Annotated in this window: 20 protein-coding genes; 15 read left to right on the top strand and 5 right to left on the bottom strand. The window is 38.4% G+C overall.

The features are described 5' to 3' along the window. Positions 1 to 32 precede the first annotated feature (32 nt). On the bottom strand, positions 33 to 482 hold the full coding sequence (locus AC07YT_RS21725; RefSeq protein ID WP_086549164.1) for a hypothetical protein: 450 nt from the start codon (positions 480 to 482) through the stop codon (positions 33 to 35). Between the two features lie 318 nt (positions 483 to 800). Here AC07YT_RS21725 and AC07YT_RS21720 point away from each other — a divergent pair, with 318 nt between their 5' ends. Continuing rightward, positions 801 to 1388, top strand: a complete 588-nt coding sequence (locus AC07YT_RS21720; protein WP_086549165.1) for a YceI family protein — start codon at positions 801 to 803, stop codon at positions 1386 to 1388. A gap of 217 nt (positions 1389 to 1605) precedes the next feature. Here the strand turns inward: AC07YT_RS21720 and AC07YT_RS21715 are convergent, their stop codons facing one another. After that, positions 1606 to 2373: an MBL fold metallo-hydrolase gene (locus AC07YT_RS21715; RefSeq protein WP_494945520.1), complete on the bottom strand. Its 768-nt coding sequence runs from the start codon at positions 2371 to 2373 to the stop codon at positions 1606 to 1608. A gap of 111 nt (positions 2374 to 2484) precedes the next feature. Here AC07YT_RS21715 and AC07YT_RS21710 point away from each other — a divergent pair, with 111 nt between their 5' ends. The 11 genes from AC07YT_RS21710 to AC07YT_RS21660 all read left to right on the top strand — a co-directional run bounded on the left by AC07YT_RS21710 (position 2485) and on the right by AC07YT_RS21660 (position 11931). Further along, positions 2485 to 3810 (top strand): sulfatase-like hydrolase/transferase, encoded by a 1326-nt coding sequence (locus AC07YT_RS21710; RefSeq protein WP_086549167.1) that lies wholly within the window; start codon positions 2485 to 2487, stop codon positions 3808 to 3810. A 102-nt stretch (positions 3811 to 3912) separates the two neighbouring features. Beyond that, entirely contained in the window at positions 3913 to 5613 is a 1701-nt protein-coding gene (gene recJ / locus AC07YT_RS21705; RefSeq protein ID WP_086549168.1) for a single-stranded-DNA-specific exonuclease RecJ, read from the top strand. Positions 5614 to 5700: 87 nt separating this feature from the next. Further along, complete coding sequence (gene lptB, locus AC07YT_RS21700) at positions 5701 to 6441, top strand: LPS export ABC transporter ATP-binding protein (protein WP_086549508.1); 741 nt, start codon at positions 5701 to 5703, stop codon at positions 6439 to 6441. Between the two features lie 173 nt (positions 6442 to 6614). Next, entirely contained in the window at positions 6615 to 8132 is a 1518-nt protein-coding gene (locus AC07YT_RS21695; protein WP_086549169.1) for a GH3 auxin-responsive promoter family protein, read from the top strand. A gap of 108 nt (positions 8133 to 8240) precedes the next feature. After that, a complete protein-coding gene (locus AC07YT_RS21690; protein WP_086549170.1) occupies positions 8241 to 8648 on the top strand; it encodes a hypothetical protein in 408 nt (135 codons plus the stop codon). Further along, complete coding sequence (locus AC07YT_RS21685) at positions 8649 to 9275, top strand: DUF2306 domain-containing protein (RefSeq protein WP_494945519.1); 627 nt, start codon at positions 8649 to 8651, stop codon at positions 9273 to 9275. It abuts the gene before it with no gap. A gap of 23 nt (positions 9276 to 9298) precedes the next feature. Continuing rightward, positions 9299 to 10183 carry a YARHG domain-containing protein gene (locus AC07YT_RS21680; protein ID WP_086549510.1) on the top strand — a complete coding sequence of 295 codons (885 nt, stop codon included), beginning with the start codon at positions 9299 to 9301 and terminating at the stop codon, positions 10181 to 10183. 17 nt (positions 10184 to 10200) lie between these two features. Continuing rightward, entirely contained in the window at positions 10201 to 10635 is a 435-nt protein-coding gene (locus AC07YT_RS21675) for a YkvA family protein (RefSeq protein WP_086549171.1), read from the top strand. Then, positions 10616 to 10936: a DUF2752 domain-containing protein gene (locus AC07YT_RS21670; protein WP_086549172.1), complete on the top strand. Its 321-nt coding sequence runs from the start codon at positions 10616 to 10618 to the stop codon at positions 10934 to 10936. Before AC07YT_RS21675 ends, AC07YT_RS21670 begins: the two co-directional genes overlap by 20 nt. An 8-nt stretch (positions 10937 to 10944) precedes the next feature. Beyond that, the gene (locus AC07YT_RS21665; RefSeq protein ID WP_494945518.1) at positions 10945 to 11424 is read left to right on the top strand and encodes a CCC motif membrane protein; all 480 of its coding nucleotides are present in this window, start codon (positions 10945 to 10947) and stop codon (positions 11422 to 11424) included. Positions 11425 to 11520: 96 nt separating this feature from the next. After that, the gene (locus AC07YT_RS21660; RefSeq protein ID WP_086549173.1) at positions 11521 to 11931 is read left to right on the top strand and encodes a BrxA/BrxB family bacilliredoxin; all 411 of its coding nucleotides are present in this window, start codon (positions 11521 to 11523) and stop codon (positions 11929 to 11931) included. Between the two features lie 295 nt (positions 11932 to 12226). Here AC07YT_RS21660 and cdaA read toward each other — a convergent pair whose 3' ends face one another. From cdaA to folP, 3 genes are all read right to left on the bottom strand, one after another. Beyond that, on the bottom strand, positions 12227 to 13018 hold the full coding sequence (gene cdaA, locus AC07YT_RS21655) for a diadenylate cyclase CdaA (RefSeq protein ID WP_086549174.1): 792 nt from the start codon (positions 13016 to 13018) through the stop codon (positions 12227 to 12229). Positions 13019 to 13142: 124 nt separating this feature from the next. Beyond that, the gene (locus AC07YT_RS21650; protein WP_494945517.1) at positions 13143 to 13508 is read right to left on the bottom strand and encodes a four helix bundle protein; all 366 of its coding nucleotides are present in this window, start codon (positions 13506 to 13508) and stop codon (positions 13143 to 13145) included. 164 nt (positions 13509 to 13672) lie between these two features. Then, a complete protein-coding gene (folP, locus tag AC07YT_RS21645; protein ID WP_086549175.1) occupies positions 13673 to 14524 on the bottom strand; it encodes a dihydropteroate synthase in 852 nt (283 codons plus the stop codon). Between the two features lie 99 nt (positions 14525 to 14623). On the opposite strand from folP, the gene AC07YT_RS21640 reads away from it, so the two are divergent. Genes AC07YT_RS21640 through AC07YT_RS21630 form a run of 3 tightly spaced genes read left to right on the top strand, consistent with a single transcriptional unit; the run spans position 14624 to position 17414 of the window. After that, a complete protein-coding gene (locus AC07YT_RS21640; protein ID WP_086549513.1) occupies positions 14624 to 15169 on the top strand; it encodes a DUF1599 domain-containing protein in 546 nt (181 codons plus the stop codon). A gap of 35 nt (positions 15170 to 15204) precedes the next feature. Further along, the gene (locus AC07YT_RS21635; RefSeq protein WP_086549176.1) at positions 15205 to 16356 is read left to right on the top strand and encodes a BT_3928 family protein; all 1152 of its coding nucleotides are present in this window, start codon (positions 15205 to 15207) and stop codon (positions 16354 to 16356) included. A 2-nt stretch (positions 16357 to 16358) separates the two neighbouring features. Continuing rightward, the gene (locus AC07YT_RS21630; RefSeq protein WP_086549177.1) at positions 16359 to 17414 is read left to right on the top strand and encodes an ABC transporter permease; all 1056 of its coding nucleotides are present in this window, start codon (positions 16359 to 16361) and stop codon (positions 17412 to 17414) included. Positions 17415 to 17417 lie beyond the last annotated feature (3 nt).

Raw genomic sequence — 17417 nt, 5'->3', positions numbered from 1 at the left:
TAATAAATGTTGTTAGGGTTATAAAATACTTCCTATTTAAATAAACCTTCAGAATTAACATTGTAGCCTAAAACTTTAATCTGATCGTTTTCTGCGGTTAAGGTAACGGTTTCTTTTGCCTGAAATTTTGCCCTTTCTACAACATAATATAGCACATAATTGGCAGATGGATTTGAGCCTCTGATTACTTTCGTTTCCCAGTGATCTAATTTTTTACTTTTTATTTCGCCTAACTTGTTTATAGTTCCGATTAAATAGTCATGTAACTTTTGTGTACTGGTTACTGCTTTAAATTGATTGCTCAGGATCGGACTTAATTTTTTCAAATCTTTTTGCTGAAGTAGCGCGTAAAATTGATCGGCTACTTTCTCCCCTTCTTTTTTATCTTCTTCGCGGTTTAAATAAGCACTGTTGAAATTACAGCTTGTTGCAATGAATAATAAGCTGAATAAATATAATGAGGTATAAATTTTATTTTTCATGAGCGTCTGATATTGTTTTCCAAATATAGAAGATTATTTTTTCTATGAACAGTATAGAATAAAATTGAGCATGATAGGCAGATAGTACATGTTTGCATTTTTTAGGCGATGCCAAGGAAACCCTCTACCTTAAGCCTTCGGCCTTCTACCTTTCTATATTCACATAAAAAAGTAAACAAATTAAACCATTGCTATAATTGTGCAGTCAATAGAATGATTTTAAATAAATCCGATTATTTTTGAAAAAACTTAACATAGGTCAACAACAGGAGATCGGGTGTTAATCTATATTTGTATCAAATTATAAAAAACCAGAAAATGAAATTAAAAATTAGCTCAATTTTTTTATTAGTGGCAGTTGTAGCATTGTCAGCTTTTAAAAACCCTATTAAACCAGTAACTTATACTGTAGATGCAGCAAAATCGACCATTACCTGGATCGGTAAAAAAGTAACAGGTTCTCACAATGGAACAATCGCATTACAATCAGGTACTTTAGCCGTTAATGGTAAAAATGTAACTGGTGGTACTTTTACTATCGATATGAACTCTATCAAAGATGCCGATGGTAGTGCTAAATTAGAAGGTCACTTAAAAGCAGATGATTTCTTCGGTGCTGCTAAATTCCCAACTTCAACTTTTGTAATTACTAAAGTGGCTGGTTCAGGTGCAAACCTAACCGTAACAGGTAACTTAACCATCAAAGGCATTACTAAACCATTAAGCTTTCCTGCAACTGTAACTGTAAATGCAGATGGTACTGTTTCTGCTTTAGCCGGAAAAATCACTGTTGACAGAACTAAATATGATATCCGTTACGGTTCTAAATCATTCTTCGATAGCATTGGCGACAAAGCAATTGATGATAACTTCGAATTAGCTGTGAAATTAGTAGCAAAAAAATAATCCAACCAACCCCTTCTTTAATGGGAGGGCTTGAAAAGCAAAAGGTCTCGATGTTCATCGGGACCTTTTTTGTAATGTGCCAGCTTGAAGCAGGCAACAATGAAATTATAGGCAATAAAAGGAAAATAATAAATTGCTGGCTTAGCCTCAACTGATACTAAATCCACTATAGGTCTGTTTCACCTAAACCCTAAACCCTAAACCCTAAACCCTAAACCTACCTTATCCTAAATCCACCCTCAACGGCATCTACAAAGCCGGTTGCGGCACTTTTGCCATGGTAAAATAAACATTCCCAGTTTTCTTCAGCAGCTCTTTTACCAAATTCTTTGCGTAATTCCATCGCCTTGCGGCCATCGAAATCGTATTTGGCAATAAAATTTTTAACCAGTTCTTCAGGTTCTGGCAAAACATCGCCTCCAAAAAATACTTTTTGTTTGCCTTCAGTTAAAAGGAAAACCTGGTGATTTGGGCAGTGGGCGCCAGTAAATTCGTAAGCAATGGTTTCATCCAATGCGCCATCGCCTTCTACAAATTTTAATTGTGCGTTACGCTGAACAAAATCGAAAATATCGGTATGATAAGAAGATGAGGTACTGCTAAAAGCAGTTTCCCATTCGCCACGGTTTATTACATACTCTGCATCAGGAAAGCTAAGTTCCACTTTATCGTTCCCCTGTTTATGGATCATACCGCCAGAGTGATCGTAATGTAAGTGCGACATTAATACCTTGGTTACATCAGTAGGATCGAAACCTGCATTACGGATGTTTTTGTGTAAAATGAGTTCGCCATGGTCATCACTAAATCCTAAACCTGTGTCAAAAAGAACAAGGTCATTGTTCAGTTCAACTAAAAAAGGCTGAACGTTAATAAATAGCGATGCGGGTCTGTCTTTAAAATGATGTATGGCTGGGTCGAAAGGAACAAATTTCTTTGTTGCATCAACAGAATAGGTACCTTCGAATAGGGTGTGAACTTGCAAAATATCGATCTTTAATGTTTCTACAAAGGTAATAATCTAAACTTGAGTATTGTTTTGGTAAAAGCTTGGATACTTCCTTTTTTTGTAAAATATGATGCTTAAATTTCAGGCATGAATTTTCGAATCTTAATTCTTCTGCTGGCGATCAGTTTTTCTACACAGTTAAAAGCACAGCAAAAACCAAATGTAATTATTGTATTGGCCGATGATATGGGCTATGCTGATATTTCGTGTTATGGAAGTCCACTGATTAAAACGCCGTTTTTAGATGGAATGGCCGCTAAAGGAATAAAAGCCACCAACTTTGTTACTACTTCACCAACCTGTACACCATCGAGGGCATCGTTGCTTACAGGAAGATATTGCAGCAGGATGGATTTGCCGTGGCCAATTGGTCCGGGTGATAAACGTGGAATACCTGAAGATGAAGTTACCATTGCGCAGATGCTTAAACAATCGGGTTATGCCACTGCTTTAGTGGGGAAATGGCATTTGGGCGATCATGGTGTTTCATTACCAAATAAAAAAGGCTTTGATGAATTTTATGGCCTGTTGTATAGCCACGATTACAGGGCTCCTTATGTTAAAACCGATACCACAATCAAGATTTTTAGAAATAATAAACCAGAGATTTACAAACCTCATGATAGTATTTTAACGAGTTCTTACACCAGGGAATCGATTAAGTTTATTAAACAAAGTGCTGCAGCCAAAAAGCCATTTTTTCTTTACCTGGCGCAAAATATGCCACATTTACCCGTAGCTTTTGCCGCACAGAAAAGTAGGAAGAGCCCTTCCGCAGGTGGCGAACTGGGTGATGTGATCGAAGATATGGATGCAGGTTTAGCTGCCATATGGAAACAAGTGGTCGCTTCCGGTCAAGCCGACAATACCATTTTTATCTTCACGAGCGATAATGGTCCCTGGATTAATGCGCCACAACGCATGTACGACGATGGTTTTACCAGGTTTTACCACGTGGGTTCAGCCGGCGTTTTTAGAGGTTCCAAAGGTATATCTTACGAGGGTGGGCACCGCGTTCCTTTTATTGTGTACTGGAAAGGCCATACCCTTAGCAATACCCAGTTAACCAAACCCATTTCAAATTTAGATGTTTTCCCTACACTAGCCGATTGGACCAAAAGTAAATTACCCCAAAAAGTATACGATGGTGAGTCGGTTTCAGCTCTGCTTACCAATAAGGACTATAATAAACCGCACCGCCCCATCTACTACCATAATTACGTTTTAGAAGGGGTAAAAGATGGGGACTGGAAACTGAGGATTACGAAAAAAGACGATAAAGAACTGACTGAGCTGTACAATTTATCTTGGGATCCGGCAGAGCGTGTAAACTTAATTGATGATGTCAAATATGCCGATCAGAAAGCACATTTGATAAAGCTTTATCAGGCTTACCCCGGAAATTCGAAGTAAAATGTAACATTTTGTTTTTGAAGGTTTTGTTCACCATCCTGTCAAAGAATGCCAACATCATATCCAATTAAAATGTATATTTACTGTTCGGAGACAGAATAAATGGAAAAAAGATGGGTGCTGGCATCAGATTGTAATGATGCTGCGGTAACAAAAATAGCAGAACAACTTAATATAGATCGCTCGCTTGCGCAAATACTTGTACAGCGTAATATCTGTGATTTCGATCAGGCGAAAGATTTCTTTAGGCCAGATCTTAATCATCTGCACGATCCTTTTATGATGAAGGACATGGATGTTGCTGTTGCCCGAATTGAAGCTGCATTGGCTGCCCAGGAGAAAATACTAATCTATGGCGATTATGATGTAGATGGTACCACCTCGGTTGCACTAGCCTTCAGTTTTTTCTCTCAGCTCACCAAAAATATAGAATATTACATTCCTGACCGATATTTGGAAGGTTATGGGATTTCTACGGCCGGGATTGATTATGCAAGTGAAAATGGATTCTCGCTGATCATCGCATTAGATTGCGGTATAAAATCTATCGATAAAATTGATTACGCCAATACTTTAGGTGTCGATTTCATTATCTGTGACCACCATTTGCCTGGAGATGAATTGCCGCAGGCCATTGCTGTTTTAGATCCTAAACGTTCAGATTGCGAATATCCTTTTAAAGAACTTGCAGGCTGCGGTATTGGTTTTAAACTTGCGCAGGCTTATGCACAAAAACATCAGCTTCCGAAAGAAACCTACCTGCAATATTTAGATTTAGTGATGGTAAGCATCGCGGCTGATATTGTTCCGGTAGTGGGCGAGAACAGGATTTTAGCTTATTACGGCTTAAGAAAATTAAATACCAATCCATGCGAAGGGTTACGCGCCCTGATGGAAGTTTCGGGCAAAACCGAAAATTACAGCATTACTGATGTGGTTTTTACCTTAGGTCCGCGCATTAATGCCGCCGGAAGAATAGACCATGCGAAACATGCGGTAGCCATGTTGCTTTGCCAGGTAGATAGTAATGCATTAGAGCAAAGTGAACTGATCAACCTTAAAAATACGGAGCGTAAAACTTACGATCAGGACATTACCCGCGAGGCGCTGGCTTTAATTGGCGAAAGTGATATTTTAATCAATAAAAAAACGACCGTTGTATTTAACGAAAACTGGCATAAAGGAGTAATCGGAATCGTAGCTTCGCGTTTAACTGAAAAATATTATCGCCCAACAATTGTACTCACGAAATCTAACGGACATGTAGCAGGTTCTTGCCGGTCGGTAGTGGGTTTCGATTTATATGAAGCTTTAAGTGGTTGTGCCGATTTATTGGATCAATACGGCGGACATAAATTTGCAGCAGGTTTAACCATGCAGCAACATAATGTTGATGCTTTTGCGGATAAATTTGAAGAAATAGTATCGGCTAGTATCACGGAAGAACTGCTTACGCCGATGATCAGGATTGATGCTGAAATTGAGCTGGCGCAGATTGATGGTAAATTCTATCGCGTTTTATCGCAAATGGGACCCTTTGGACCCGAAAATATGGCGCCAATATTTGTTACCCATAACGTATATCTCGCACAGCATGCCATGGCTGTTGGTGCAAATCATTTAAAAATTAATATAAAACAACAAAATTCGCCTATTTTTGAAGGCATTGCATTTGGGCTGGCAGAATTTGAAAATCTTTTACAACCAAAAGTGCCATTTTCGGTTTGTTATACGTTAGAAGAAAACGTGTGGAGAGATAAAAAACGCTTGCAGTTAAATATTAAAGGAATAAAAGTTAATTAACTATAAAATAAATCGTCATGCTGAACTTGATTCAGCATCTAATTTTTAAGATCCTGAAATAAATTCAGGATGACGGATAGATCAATTATGATATTAAGAGCCGAAAATCTCGTTAAAAAATATAAACAGCGTACCGTTGTAAATAATGTTTCCTTCAATGTAAGCCAGGGAGAAATTGTTGGCCTTTTAGGTCCCAATGGGGCCGGGAAAACCACTTCATTTTACATGATTGTAGGTCTGATCAAACCAAATGAGGGGCGTATATTTTTAGAGGATGAAGATATTACCGAAGATCCGATGTACCGCAGGGCGCAAAAAGGCATCGGCTATCTGGCTCAGGAAGCATCGGTTTTTAGAAAACTTACCGTTGAGGATAATATTCTGGCCATTTTGGAAATGAGTAATATGAGCAAGGAGGAGCAGCGAGATAAACTCGAAGAGCTGATTAATGAGTTTAGTTTGCATAAAGTACGTAAAAACCGTGGTGATTTATTATCAGGAGGTGAACGCCGCCGTACCGAAATTGCCCGTGCTTTAGCTGCAAATCCTAATTTTATTTTATTGGATGAACCTTTTGCCGGGGTAGATCCGATTGCGGTGGAGGAAATTCAAAGTATTGTTGCCAAACTAAAACATAAAAATATAGGCATCTTAATTACCGATCACAACGTACAGGAAACACTTTCCATTACCGATAGGGCCTATCTGCTTTTTGAAGGTAAAATTTTAGAACAGGGTGTTCCGGAGGTGTTAGCAGAGAACGAAATGGTAAGAAAAGTTTATCTTGGATCGAACTTCGTACTGAAACGTAAGAAATTTGATGTTTAATAAATTAATCAGCAACAAAAGTATTTCTGCCGACAAACAAATTCTATTTTGGGGTGTTGCCTAATCGCGATGTTAAAACAAACTGCTATAAAATTATTTACGCCGTATAAAAATCTGTGCTTATCTGTGAAAATCTGTGGTAAAATGAAGCTCATTAATTTTAACATTTAAAAATGGCATTTGTAAATTCAATTTTTACCTGGTTAATGAAAAAGCGGATCCACCAGATCGAGCTTTTTATGAAATATCCGTACGACGTTCAGGAGGAGTGGTTTCATACCTTGATTGATAGTGCCGAAAATACCGAATGGGGCAAATTGTACGATTATAAAACCATCTTAACCCCACAACAATATCAGGAACGTGTTCCAATCCAGAATTACGATACACTGAAGCCTTACATTGAGCGCATGCTCAATGGCGAACAGAATATCCTTTGGCCTTCTGATATCAAATGGTTTGCAAAATCATCAGGTACCACGAGCGATAGAAGTAAATTTATCCCGGTTTCTCCAGAATCGCTGGAAGAGTGCCACTTTAAAGGTGGTAAAGATATGCTTTCCATTTACTGCAATAACCGCCCCGATAACCAGATGTTTACCGGAAAAGGTTTGGTTTTAGGCGGTAGCCATCAGGTTAATCAGTTAAATGAAGATTGTTTTTATGGCGATTTATCTGCCGTACTGATCAAAAACCTACCTATCTGGGCCGAATATTACCGTACACCCGATATGTCTATCGCCTTGATGGACAATTATGAAATTAAGATGGATAGAATGGCAGAAGCCACCATCAACGAAAATGTAACCAGTATTTCGGGCGTACCCACATGGACGATTGTACTGGCCAAAAAGGTGCTCGAGCTTACCGGAAAGCAGAATTTACTGGAAGTTTGGCCAAATCTCGAGTTGTATATCCACGGTGCGGTAAATTTTGCTCCCTACCGCGAACAGTTTAAACAGCTTATCCCATCCAATGAAATGTATTATTTGGAAACGTATAATGCATCTGAAGGATTTTTTGGGATTCAGGACCAGGATCATTCAGAAGAGATGTTGCTGATGCTGGATTATGGCATTTTCTATGAGTTTGTGCCGATGGAGAATATCTGTGAAGAAAATCCAAAGGCGTTAATGCTGGGAGAAGTTGAATTGCATAAAAATTACGCCATTGTGATTTCTACAAATGGTGGTTTATGGCGTTATATGATTGGCGATACCATTCAGTTTACCTCGCTTTCTCCTTACCGCATCAAAATTACCGGACGCACCAAACACTTTATCAATGCTTTTGGTGAAGAAGTAATTATTGATAACGCAGAACAGGCCTTAACCAAAGCTTGCCAGGAAACGGGTGCCGAAATTAAAGATTATACCGCCGGACCAATTTACTTTAAAGGTGAAAAAGCGGGTGGACACGAATGGATCATCGAATTCGACAAACAACCCAACGACTTTGAGAAGTTTGTAGATATTATGGATCAGACTTTACGTGAAGTTAATTCTGATTATGATGCGAAACGTTTTAAAGACATGGCCTTAGCACGACCTAAAGTACACAATGCACCTGCAAATACCTTTTACAATTGGTTAAAAGCGAAAGATAAACTTGGCGGGCAACACAAGGTGCCACGTTTAGCCAATGAACGTAAATACGTTGATGATATTTTAGAGATGATGAAATCTTCTTAAATTTAATAAACCTCATTTATTTTGTCAGTCTGAGTTTGTCGAAGACTTTATTAGCGCATTTCGACAGGCTCAGTGCAACAGTTAATATTTAAAGAACGCTACTCAGTTATGAAAAACATCCTCACCCTTTTCTTAATTCTGGGAACCTCATTATATCAATCTAAGGCCCAGGTTAAAGAAAGTTTTAAAGCGCAGATTGCCTATAAAATAGTAGAAACTTCTCCCAGATGTAAACAGCTTACCAAAGGTCTTTACGAAAGGATTGTTAAAAACGGCGGTACCTCTTACGGCATTATGCTCGAGAGTAGCCCGAATCCTAAAACTGATCCTTCTGAGGGTTATTCAAAAAACTATAATTTTAACCTGCACGAAAGTTATGCCGATCGGATGCCTGTTATTGCAAGGTTTGTATTCGATCCAAAAAAGCAACAGCTTTATGAAGAAGATGTAGCAAATGATAAATTAATTGCAATACCTTTCGACAAAAAGTTACTTACGCTTTTCAACAAGAAATAAATGAAAGGCATCAGCTATAAACGTTTGGCCTGGCTATTGTTTTTTGCCTATTTCTTTGCGTTAATGATGCAGATTACCTTACGTTATATTCCGCTGAGCAGTGAAGTGTCTTTTCTACAGATTAAACAGACGGAAGTATCAGGAATCAAAGCATATCTCCCGATATTTTATGTGCATGTTTACAGTGCCATATTTGTACTGTTGGCTGGCTTTACACAGTTTAATCCTACAATTTTAGCGCAATATCCCAAAGTGCATCAGTGGTTGGGCTACCTGTATGTGGGCTTCGTATTGTTACTCGCCGCGCCGTCTGGTATTTTTATCGGCTGGTTTGCAAATGGAGGATTAATGGCTAAAACTTCATTTATTATTTTAGGGATTTTGTGGTTCTGGTTTACGCTAAAGGCAGTTCAGCTCATTTTAAAAAGAAAAATAATCGCCCATCAGAAATTTATGTACCGCAGTTTTGCTTTGGCAACTTCTGCGATTACCTTAAGGCTATGGAAAGTTATTTTAGTATATTTATTTCACCCGGACCCGATGGATGTTTACCAGATCATCGCCTGGCTAGGCTGGATACCCAACTTATTAATTGCCGAATGGCTGATCAGAAAGAAAATTATTTGACCTACGCATACAGAAACATACTGATGAAAAAAATCTTATTATTCGCGCTGCTTCCCTTTTTGATGCTATCATGCAGAGACACCAAAAAAACAAATAAAGAAAAAACAACAGGCATTGCACAGCAGGAAATCCACAAGGAACTTTATGGTTTTTGGGTTGGCGATTTTTACACAGCAGATGAATTGGAGTACGAAGGAGATATGTCTGATGCGGTTAAAAAACTGAACATCAATATTAAAAGAATAACCAAAGATACGGTGATTGCACAAAGTGTGGTTTCGGGCAACAGCCGTCCACTATTGGGTAAAATATCAGAAGATGGTGGTAAAATTACCTTTGTTCTAGATGAACCGGGCACAGAAAAATATGATGGGAAATTTGAAATCACCCTTGTTGGCGACACCTTAATTGGTAAATGGAACGCTTATAAAAAGGAGCTGAAATGGCCGGGGAAAGAATTTAAATTATTAAAAAAAGCTTTCGAATATAATGCAAGCCGCATGTTGCCAACAGAAATGGAATATGTAGACTGGAGCGACCACAAAATGGTAGCGCAGTTAGATACCCTCGAAGATGGAAGTGTAGATTCGTTAGGTGCAAATACTTTTTACAGAAGCGCCTCCGAGCAAATATTTAAATTAAATGCATCAACAGCCCTGTTAAAGGAAGAAGATGTGAAGAATTTAAGAAAATTAGACCTGCAGATTATTAAAAACACCATTTTCGCCAGACATGGTTATGCCTTTAAAAAACAAACTTTTAGAAATTTTTTCGACCCTGTAGAATGGTATGTTCCTGTTAAAAACAACGTTGATAATGATTTAACGGCTATCGAGAACAAAAATATTGTACTATTGGATCGCTTTACCAAATATGCTGAAGACAATTATGATGCTTTTGGCCGTTAATTTGTAAAGTATTAATTATGAAATTGAACAGGGAGAAAATATTAGGATTCTTTAAAAAATCGCAAAGCAAAGCTTCGGTAATCTTAAGTGATAAAAGCAAAGCCAGTAATACGATTAAAGATGCACTGGGCAAGGCGGTAACTAATAAAGGTGATTTAGAAGGTGTTTGGTCGAAACTAGTGCTGCTGTTTGCGGTATCTAAAGATTATGTGAACGGCGATTATACCGAAATCCCTAAAAGATCTATTATTGCCATTTTAGGTGGACTGATTTATTTCCTTTCACCTGTAGATGTAATCCCTGATTTTGTGCCGGTTTTAGGTTTTGTTGATGACATTTATATCTTAAATCTGGTATATAGGCAAGTACTTAAAGACCTGGAAAAATATAAAGTATGGAAAGATGGGCAAGTGAAATTTATTGGCGATGTAGATGGCTCAACCGCAACATAATTTTTTTGATTGGGTAGGAGCGCATCTTTTCAGCTGTCCTTTTAAAGCCCATTTCGGGATAGATTGCCCCGGCTGCGGTTTACAACGTTCTGTTTTAGCTTTGCTGCGTGGCGATATTATCGCATCATTTAAGTTTTATCCTGCAACAATCCCGCTCATTTTTGTTGTCGTATTTACCATTATTCACCTTAAGGTAGATTTTAAATTTGGGGCGCAGCTGATTAAAATCGTTTTTGCAGGAGTTGCAGTAATTATTTTAATCAATTACATTTACAAAATATACACTCACCAATTGATCTAAATATAGCTATGTCAGAAGAACAGGAAACCCCTCATGAAAATAAACCCATTGATCCTTCAACGAATCAAAACCCTGAACCTGCACCATTTCAGCCATTAGGTAATGGTCCGGTAACGCCGCCGCCCTTTCAGCAACCACCACCATTTGGACAATTTGGAGGAGGAGGTTTTGGTCAGCAGAACTTACCAAATGCAACAGCTTCTCTTGTTTTGGGGATTTTGGCTATACCAGCATGTTGCTTTTATGGAATATTTGGTTTAATATTTGGCATAATAGCCTGGATATTAGGTGCCGGCGATATGAAAAAGTATCAGCTTAATCCAGGGGTATATACAGAATCATCCTATAAAAATGCAAAGGCTGGTAAGATCTGTGGAATGATTGCCACAATTTTGAGTGTGCTTTTTGTCGTGCTGATTGTATTAATTATCGCTGGTGCAATTGCCAACCCTCAAATGTTTGATGAGTTTTTCAAGAGCATGAGATAACGATTAATTTTACCTTAAAAATATAAATCGAATGGTGCATGCCATTCGATTTTCTTATTTTTGTACCATTGAAATTGTAAATAAAAAACTAAGATAATGTATCCAGAATATTTAGTAGAGCCAATGCGTAAGGAATTAACTAACGTAGGTTTTCAAGAATTAAAAAACGCAGAAGAGGTTGATCAAGCGATTAAAGGCGAAGGAACTGTGTTGGTCGTGGTAAATTCAGTTTGCGGTTGCGCGGCAGCAAATGCACGTCCGGCGGCCAGAGCAGCAGCTGCACACGAAAAACACCCTGATAAATTGGTTACTGTTTTTGCGGGTATGGAAAAAGAAGCGGTAGATCAGGCTAGAAATTATATGATGCCTTTTCCTCCATCTTCTCCGGCAATGGCATTATTTAAAGATGGTAAATTGGTTCACATGATCGAACGTCATCAAATTGAAGGCAGACCAGCGCAAATGATTGCTGATAACCTGATCGGTGCTTTTGAACAATATTGCTAAAAATTGATTAACGGATTATTGGATTATACCGATAAGAAGGTAATTTAAATGATAAATGAAATGGTGAGTGGGAACATTCACCATTTTGCGTTTATTGGGTATTGTAAAGAAGTTGTTTTGCCACGGAGGCACAGAAGCACTGAATATCTCCCTCGGTCCCTCATCTTGAGCCTAATCGAAAGAGCTTTATTGTATGGTGTTTCTTCCGTTAGTCGAAAGTTCAACATTTCATAGCTAGAAAACCCACAATTTTTCTAAATCTGTGTAATCACCTTAAATCGCCTAATCTGTACTCCTAAAAATCTTTATTCAGCAATTTCTCCAGTTCCCCGAACGAAACATTCATCCTCACCCTGCCTTGTTTGGCATACGATATTTCTCCGGTTTCTTCGGATATGATTACCGCAACCGCATCAGTCGTTTCAGAAACACCAATACCTGCACGGTGCCTTAAACCAAACTGTGAGGGCAATTGATCGTTATCCGTTAAAGGTAAAATACAGCTCGCACTTTTAATTTTGTTTTCCGAAATCACTACAGCACCATCGTGCAGCGGACTGTTTTTCTGAAAGATACTTTCCAGCAAACGTTTTGATATTTTAGCGTCAACAAGTTCGCAGCTATTGGCAAAAAACTGTTCGTCGTAAAATTTAACGAATACCATTAATGCCCCCGTGCGCGTTTTCTTCATGCTTTTACAGGCATCGATAATGGGTTTTATACGGGTTAAATTATTTCTTTCAATTTCTTTTCGGCCAAATAAATATCCCCACCAGGCTTTGTTCTTTTGTAAAAAGGCATTTTTCCCGATCAGTAAAAGGAAACGTCTGATCTCCGGGTGGAAGATTACAATCAATGCAATGATCCCCACACTCATAAATTTCTCGATGATAGCAGTAAGCAGTTTCATGTGCAAAGCATCAACAACGCGATAGAATATGGCGATAATCAGCATCCCAACCAGGAGGTTAACGGCTAAGGTATTGCGGATTAGGGTATAAACATAATAGATTAAAAGTGCCACAAGCACAATGTCTACCACATCGGTAATGGTGAATTTTACAAAATCAAAATCTAATCCTTTCATCAATGGCAAGATAGCAAAACGGTTTTCAGTTTACAATACTAGGTTAACTGTTTAAATTGGTTATGGGTTAACTGTTGATCGACGTTTTGGTTAACTGTTTGAATTGGTTAACTGTGTAAGATGTTTAAGCCTTTAAAATCGATTTGCGTAAAGCATTTAACTTGTTTGTTAGCTCATCAAGTTTTAACCTGAATGAAATGTAGTCTTCTTCATTAATGTATCCGAGATCATATGCCCCAATAATATGATTAATGGTTTCAATAGCACTTGAATAAGACATCGTTATAAAATGCGCTTTGTCTTTGGGTGTAACTCTTGCTGAACCTTCTGCCAAACAATCGCCAACACTGCCCGATGATCTTTTGATTTGACTTGTTAAACCGAATACTTCCTCTTTAGGGAATTTTCTGGTCAAATTGTAAATGTCTTTTCTGAGCATTCTGGCTTTCTGCCAGGTTTCTAATTTTTCAAAGGAATAAATATGCATCATAATTAAGTTTTAGGTTAATTATGGGATGATATCAAATATAGAAGAAATACACATTAATTTACAATTAATCAGTCAAATCACAATTAACCAACAATGCGATTTTATATTTTAGATTTAACTGATTACTCATAAAGGTCGATTAACCAATTTAAACAGTTAACCGATTAACCTAACTTAGCAACCAGCCGCACACACTCCACCGCCTCCTTAACATCATGCACCCTTAAAATGCCGGCACCTTTTTGTAGTGCAATGGTATTCAATACAGAAGTTCCGTTCAGGGCCTCTGCTGCCGAGGTGCCAAGTGTTTTGTAAATCATTCCTTTACGTGAGAAACCGACTAAAATGGGAAGTTTGAAAATTTTAAAAGCCTCCATTTGCTTAAGCAGCTCATAATTATGTTCGGTAGTTTTTCCGAAGCCAAAGCCAGGGTCAATAATTACATCATGAATATGCAGCGCCTTAAGTGCTGCAACTTTTTTAGCCAGGTAATCAATTACTTCAAGTAATACATTTTTATAAACCGGATTTTGCTGCATGTTTTGGGGAGTGCCCTGCATGTGCATGATCATATAGGGAACCTGTAGTTTAGCTACGGTTTCGAACATGAGCTCGTCCATATCCCCGGAGGAAATATCGTTAATGATATGCGCACCAGCCAAAATGGTTTCCTGTGCAACTTTTGCCCGAAAAGTATCGATGGAAATAACCGCTTCGGGAAATGCTGCAGCTAAACTTTCTACCACAGGTAGCAAACGGTCAGCTTCTTCGGCTGCTGAAATATCTTTAGCACCTGGTCTGGAAGAGTACCCGCCGACATCAATAAAGGTAGCGCCTTCATGAAGGAATTGAGCAGCTTTGGTTAAGGCTTCGTCTATCGATTTTGTTCTGCTGTTGCTATAAAAAGAATCGGGTGTGATATTTAAAATGCCCATCACTTTTGGGCTGCTTAAATCGATAAGCTTACCTTTAATGTTTAAGCTTTGTTTGGGCTCAAAAAAGTTTTTTTCTGCCATAATAAACCCTTTCGGGATTTGGGTTTCGCTTTAAAAATGTATCTTTAGCTTTTGTTTTTTCACGACAAAAATACACTAAAAACTAAATAATTATTGGCTTTGGCACAAACAAATACCTCTACCGAATTTGATGAAGTGATTGCAGTTTGCAGATCATTATTTTTAAAAAAAACTAAAGATTATGGCACTGCATGGCGGATTTTAAGACCAAGTTCGATAACCGATCAGATTTTTATCAAAGCACAACGCATCCGTACCCTCGAAGAAAAAAAAGTAAGTAAGGTAGGAGAGGGTGTAATAGCTGAATACATCGGGATTGTAAACTATTGCATCATTGCCATGATGCAGCTCGAATTGACCGAGAACGACCCGAATGAAATGCCTTATGCCGAAGTTGAAAAACGGTTTGAAGAAAAGGTAACGGAAACCAAAGATTTAATGTTTGCCAAAAACCACGATTATGGCGAAGCCTGGCGCGATATGCGCATTAGCTCATTAACCGACCTGATTTTAATGAAAATTTTTAGGGTTAAACAGATAGAAGATAACGAAGGGCAAACCCTGGCTTCGGAAGGTGTTCATGCGAATTATCAGGATATGTTAAACTATTCGGTTTTTGCACTGATCAAACTCGGCGTTAAATAAATAGCACAATAGCCTTTAAAAACAGATACATACAGATGCGAAACATACTTTTAAGATTCTCCAGGATTTTTGTCGGTGCCCTATTTATATTCTCAGGACTCATCAAAGCAAACGATCCGCTTGGCTTTGGTTATAAATTACAGGAATATTTTGAGGTTTTTCACATGAATTTTCTTAGTGGAATGGCCACCGGTATCGCCATTTTACTCTGTACCTTAGAAATTGTGCTCGGTGCCTTATTGCTGTTGGGTTTCTGGAGTAAAAAGGTAGCCTGGGGTTTATTGCTGCTTATAATCTTTTTTACCCTGCTCACATTTGTATCGGCAGCGTTCAAAGTTGTGACCAGTTGTGGCTGTTTTGGCGACGCTATTCCGCTTACTCCATGGCAGTCGTTCGGTAAAGACCTGATTCTTTTAGCGCTGATTATTGTTATTTTCCTAAACAAAAACCTCATTCAGCCTTTATTCAAAAAAGAAACTACGCAGCGGAATATTGCCATTGCCGTAACCGTGATATCTTTAGGTTTTGGCTTGTATACTTATAATGTTTTACCGATTATCGATTTTCTGCCTTATAAAGTTGGTGCACATCTTCCCTCATTAATGGTGATTCCTCCGGGAGAAAAACCAGATGAATTTGAGATTATGTACCACTTAAAAAACAAGAAAACCAATGAAGAGAAAGATATGAGCGATAAAGCCTATCTTAAAACTGAAATCTGGAAAGACAATAACTGGGAAATTATAGGAGAACCTGCAAAAAGACTGGTTAAAAAAGGTTTTGAACCTAAAATTAAGGACCTGAACATTACCGATGCTTCTGGTACCGATTATACCAAGGAACTGATCGAAAATCCTTATTATAATTTGATTTTTGTAGCCTACGATCTTCATGCTACAAACGAAGCCGCCATTGGTAAACTAAACGCTTTGGCTCTAAATGCTACACAGCAGTTTAACATCCGCACGGTATTGCTTACTTCTAATTCAGCTCAGGATGCACAGGCTTTTATCAAAAAGAACAACCTGTTTTCGGAGGTTTTTTATGCTGATGCTGTACCTTTAAAAAGTATGGTAAGGGCAAACCCAGGTGTTTTATTGATGAAGAACGGTGTGGTGATCAATAAATGGCATTTTCATAACGTACCCACTTTCGACCAGCTCAGCCGGAAATATTTCGATAAATAAAGATGATCGGATACGCACTAAAAAAACTGATGTATGGGCTGCTGGTAATGGGCGGTGTAATATTGGTTGTTTTTGTGCTGTTTAATATTTTGCCCGGCGATCCGGCAAGGATGACCATGGGGCAAAGGGCCGATGTCCAATCACTGGAGGCTGTTCGTAAAGAGTTTGGCTTAGACCGCTCTAAACCTGTTCAGTTCCTTTTATATATTAACGATTTATCGCCAATTAGTATACTGGATAATGATAGCACCAATCAACAGAAATATCATTATGCAAAACTGATGTCCTTTGATAAAAAGGCACTGGTGATCAAATGGCCTTATCTTCGTAGTTCTTATCAAACCAAGCGCGACGTAACTGCTATACTATCCGAAACCGTACCGAATACTTTTATCCTGGCTTTAACCGCCATGATTTTCGCCACCATAATCGGCGTGTTTTTGGGCGTGCTTTCAGCGGTGTATAAAGATTCGTGGATTGATAAAACGGCCAATGCTTTTGCCATTCTGGGTATATCAGCACCTTCTTTTTTTGCCGGAATAATTATTGCATGGTTGTTCGGTTTTGTGCTGAGTAATTATACGGGCCTGAAAATGAGTGGCAGCTTATATTCTTATGATCCATTTAATGGTGAAGTACTAACCTTAAGAAACTTATGGTTGCCAATGATTACCCTCGGCTTAAGGCCTTTGGCTATTATTGTACAGTTGACCAGAAGCGCCATGCTGGATGTTTTAGCGCAGGATTACATCAGAACGGCAAGAGCAAAAGGTTTAAGCAGAAATACCATCATCTATAAACATGCACTAAAAAATGCGATGAATCCGGTAATTACAGCTATTTCGGGATGGTTTGCCTCTTTGCTGGCCGGTTCTTTTTTTGTAGAATATATTTTCGGCTATAATGGATTGGGAAGAACTACGGTAACAGCTTTAGAAATGTCTGATTTCCCTGTGGTAATGGGCTCCATTCTTTTTATTGCTTTCGTGTTTGTGGTGATCAACATTCTGGTTGATATTTTATATGCCTATGTTGATCCAAGGGTTAAATTAAGTTAAGCC

The sequence above is a fragment of the Pedobacter sp. GW460-11-11-14-TSB4 genome (assembly GCF_059423705.1).
Note: the sequence above shows the minus strand (reverse complement) of the source record. Positions and strands in the feature narration are given on the sequence as shown.

Excerpts from the sequence above, each read along its gene's own strand:
- AC07YT_RS21725 (WP_086549164.1), bottom strand. The coding sequence starts at position 482 with ATGAAAAATAAAATTTATACCTCATTATATTTATTCAGCTTATTATTC.
- AC07YT_RS21720 (WP_086549165.1), top strand. The coding sequence starts at position 801 with ATGAAATTAAAAATTAGCTCAATTTTTTTATTAGTGGCAGTTGTAGCA.
- AC07YT_RS21710 (WP_086549167.1), top strand. The coding sequence starts at position 2,485 with ATGAATTTTCGAATCTTAATTCTTCTGCTGGCGATCAGTTTTTCTACA.
- recJ (WP_086549168.1), top strand. The coding sequence starts at position 3,913 with ATGGAAAAAAGATGGGTGCTGGCATCAGATTGTAATGATGCTGCGGTA.
- lptB (WP_086549508.1), top strand. The coding sequence starts at position 5,701 with ATGATATTAAGAGCCGAAAATCTCGTTAAAAAATATAAACAGCGTACC.
- AC07YT_RS21695 (WP_086549169.1), top strand. The coding sequence starts at position 6,615 with ATGGCATTTGTAAATTCAATTTTTACCTGGTTAATGAAAAAGCGGATC.
- AC07YT_RS21690 (WP_086549170.1), top strand. The coding sequence starts at position 8,241 with ATGAAAAACATCCTCACCCTTTTCTTAATTCTGGGAACCTCATTATAT.
- AC07YT_RS21685 (WP_494945519.1), top strand. The coding sequence starts at position 8,649 with ATGAAAGGCATCAGCTATAAACGTTTGGCCTGGCTATTGTTTTTTGCC.
- AC07YT_RS21680 (WP_086549510.1), top strand. The coding sequence starts at position 9,299 with ATGAAAAAAATCTTATTATTCGCGCTGCTTCCCTTTTTGATGCTATCA.
- AC07YT_RS21675 (WP_086549171.1), top strand. The coding sequence starts at position 10,201 with ATGAAATTGAACAGGGAGAAAATATTAGGATTCTTTAAAAAATCGCAA.
- AC07YT_RS21670 (WP_086549172.1), top strand. The coding sequence starts at position 10,616 with ATGGCTCAACCGCAACATAATTTTTTTGATTGGGTAGGAGCGCATCTT.
- AC07YT_RS21665 (WP_494945518.1), top strand. The coding sequence starts at position 10,945 with ATGTCAGAAGAACAGGAAACCCCTCATGAAAATAAACCCATTGATCCT.
- AC07YT_RS21660 (WP_086549173.1), top strand. The coding sequence starts at position 11,521 with ATGTATCCAGAATATTTAGTAGAGCCAATGCGTAAGGAATTAACTAAC.
- cdaA (WP_086549174.1), bottom strand. The coding sequence starts at position 13,018 with ATGAAAGGATTAGATTTTGATTTTGTAAAATTCACCATTACCGATGTG.
- AC07YT_RS21650 (WP_494945517.1), bottom strand. The coding sequence starts at position 13,508 with ATGATGCATATTTATTCCTTTGAAAAATTAGAAACCTGGCAGAAAGCC.
- folP (WP_086549175.1), bottom strand. The coding sequence starts at position 14,524 with ATGGCAGAAAAAAACTTTTTTGAGCCCAAACAAAGCTTAAACATTAAA.
- AC07YT_RS21635 (WP_086549176.1), top strand. The coding sequence starts at position 15,205 with ATGCGAAACATACTTTTAAGATTCTCCAGGATTTTTGTCGGTGCCCTA.
- AC07YT_RS21630 (WP_086549177.1), top strand. The coding sequence starts at position 16,359 with ATGATCGGATACGCACTAAAAAAACTGATGTATGGGCTGCTGGTAATG.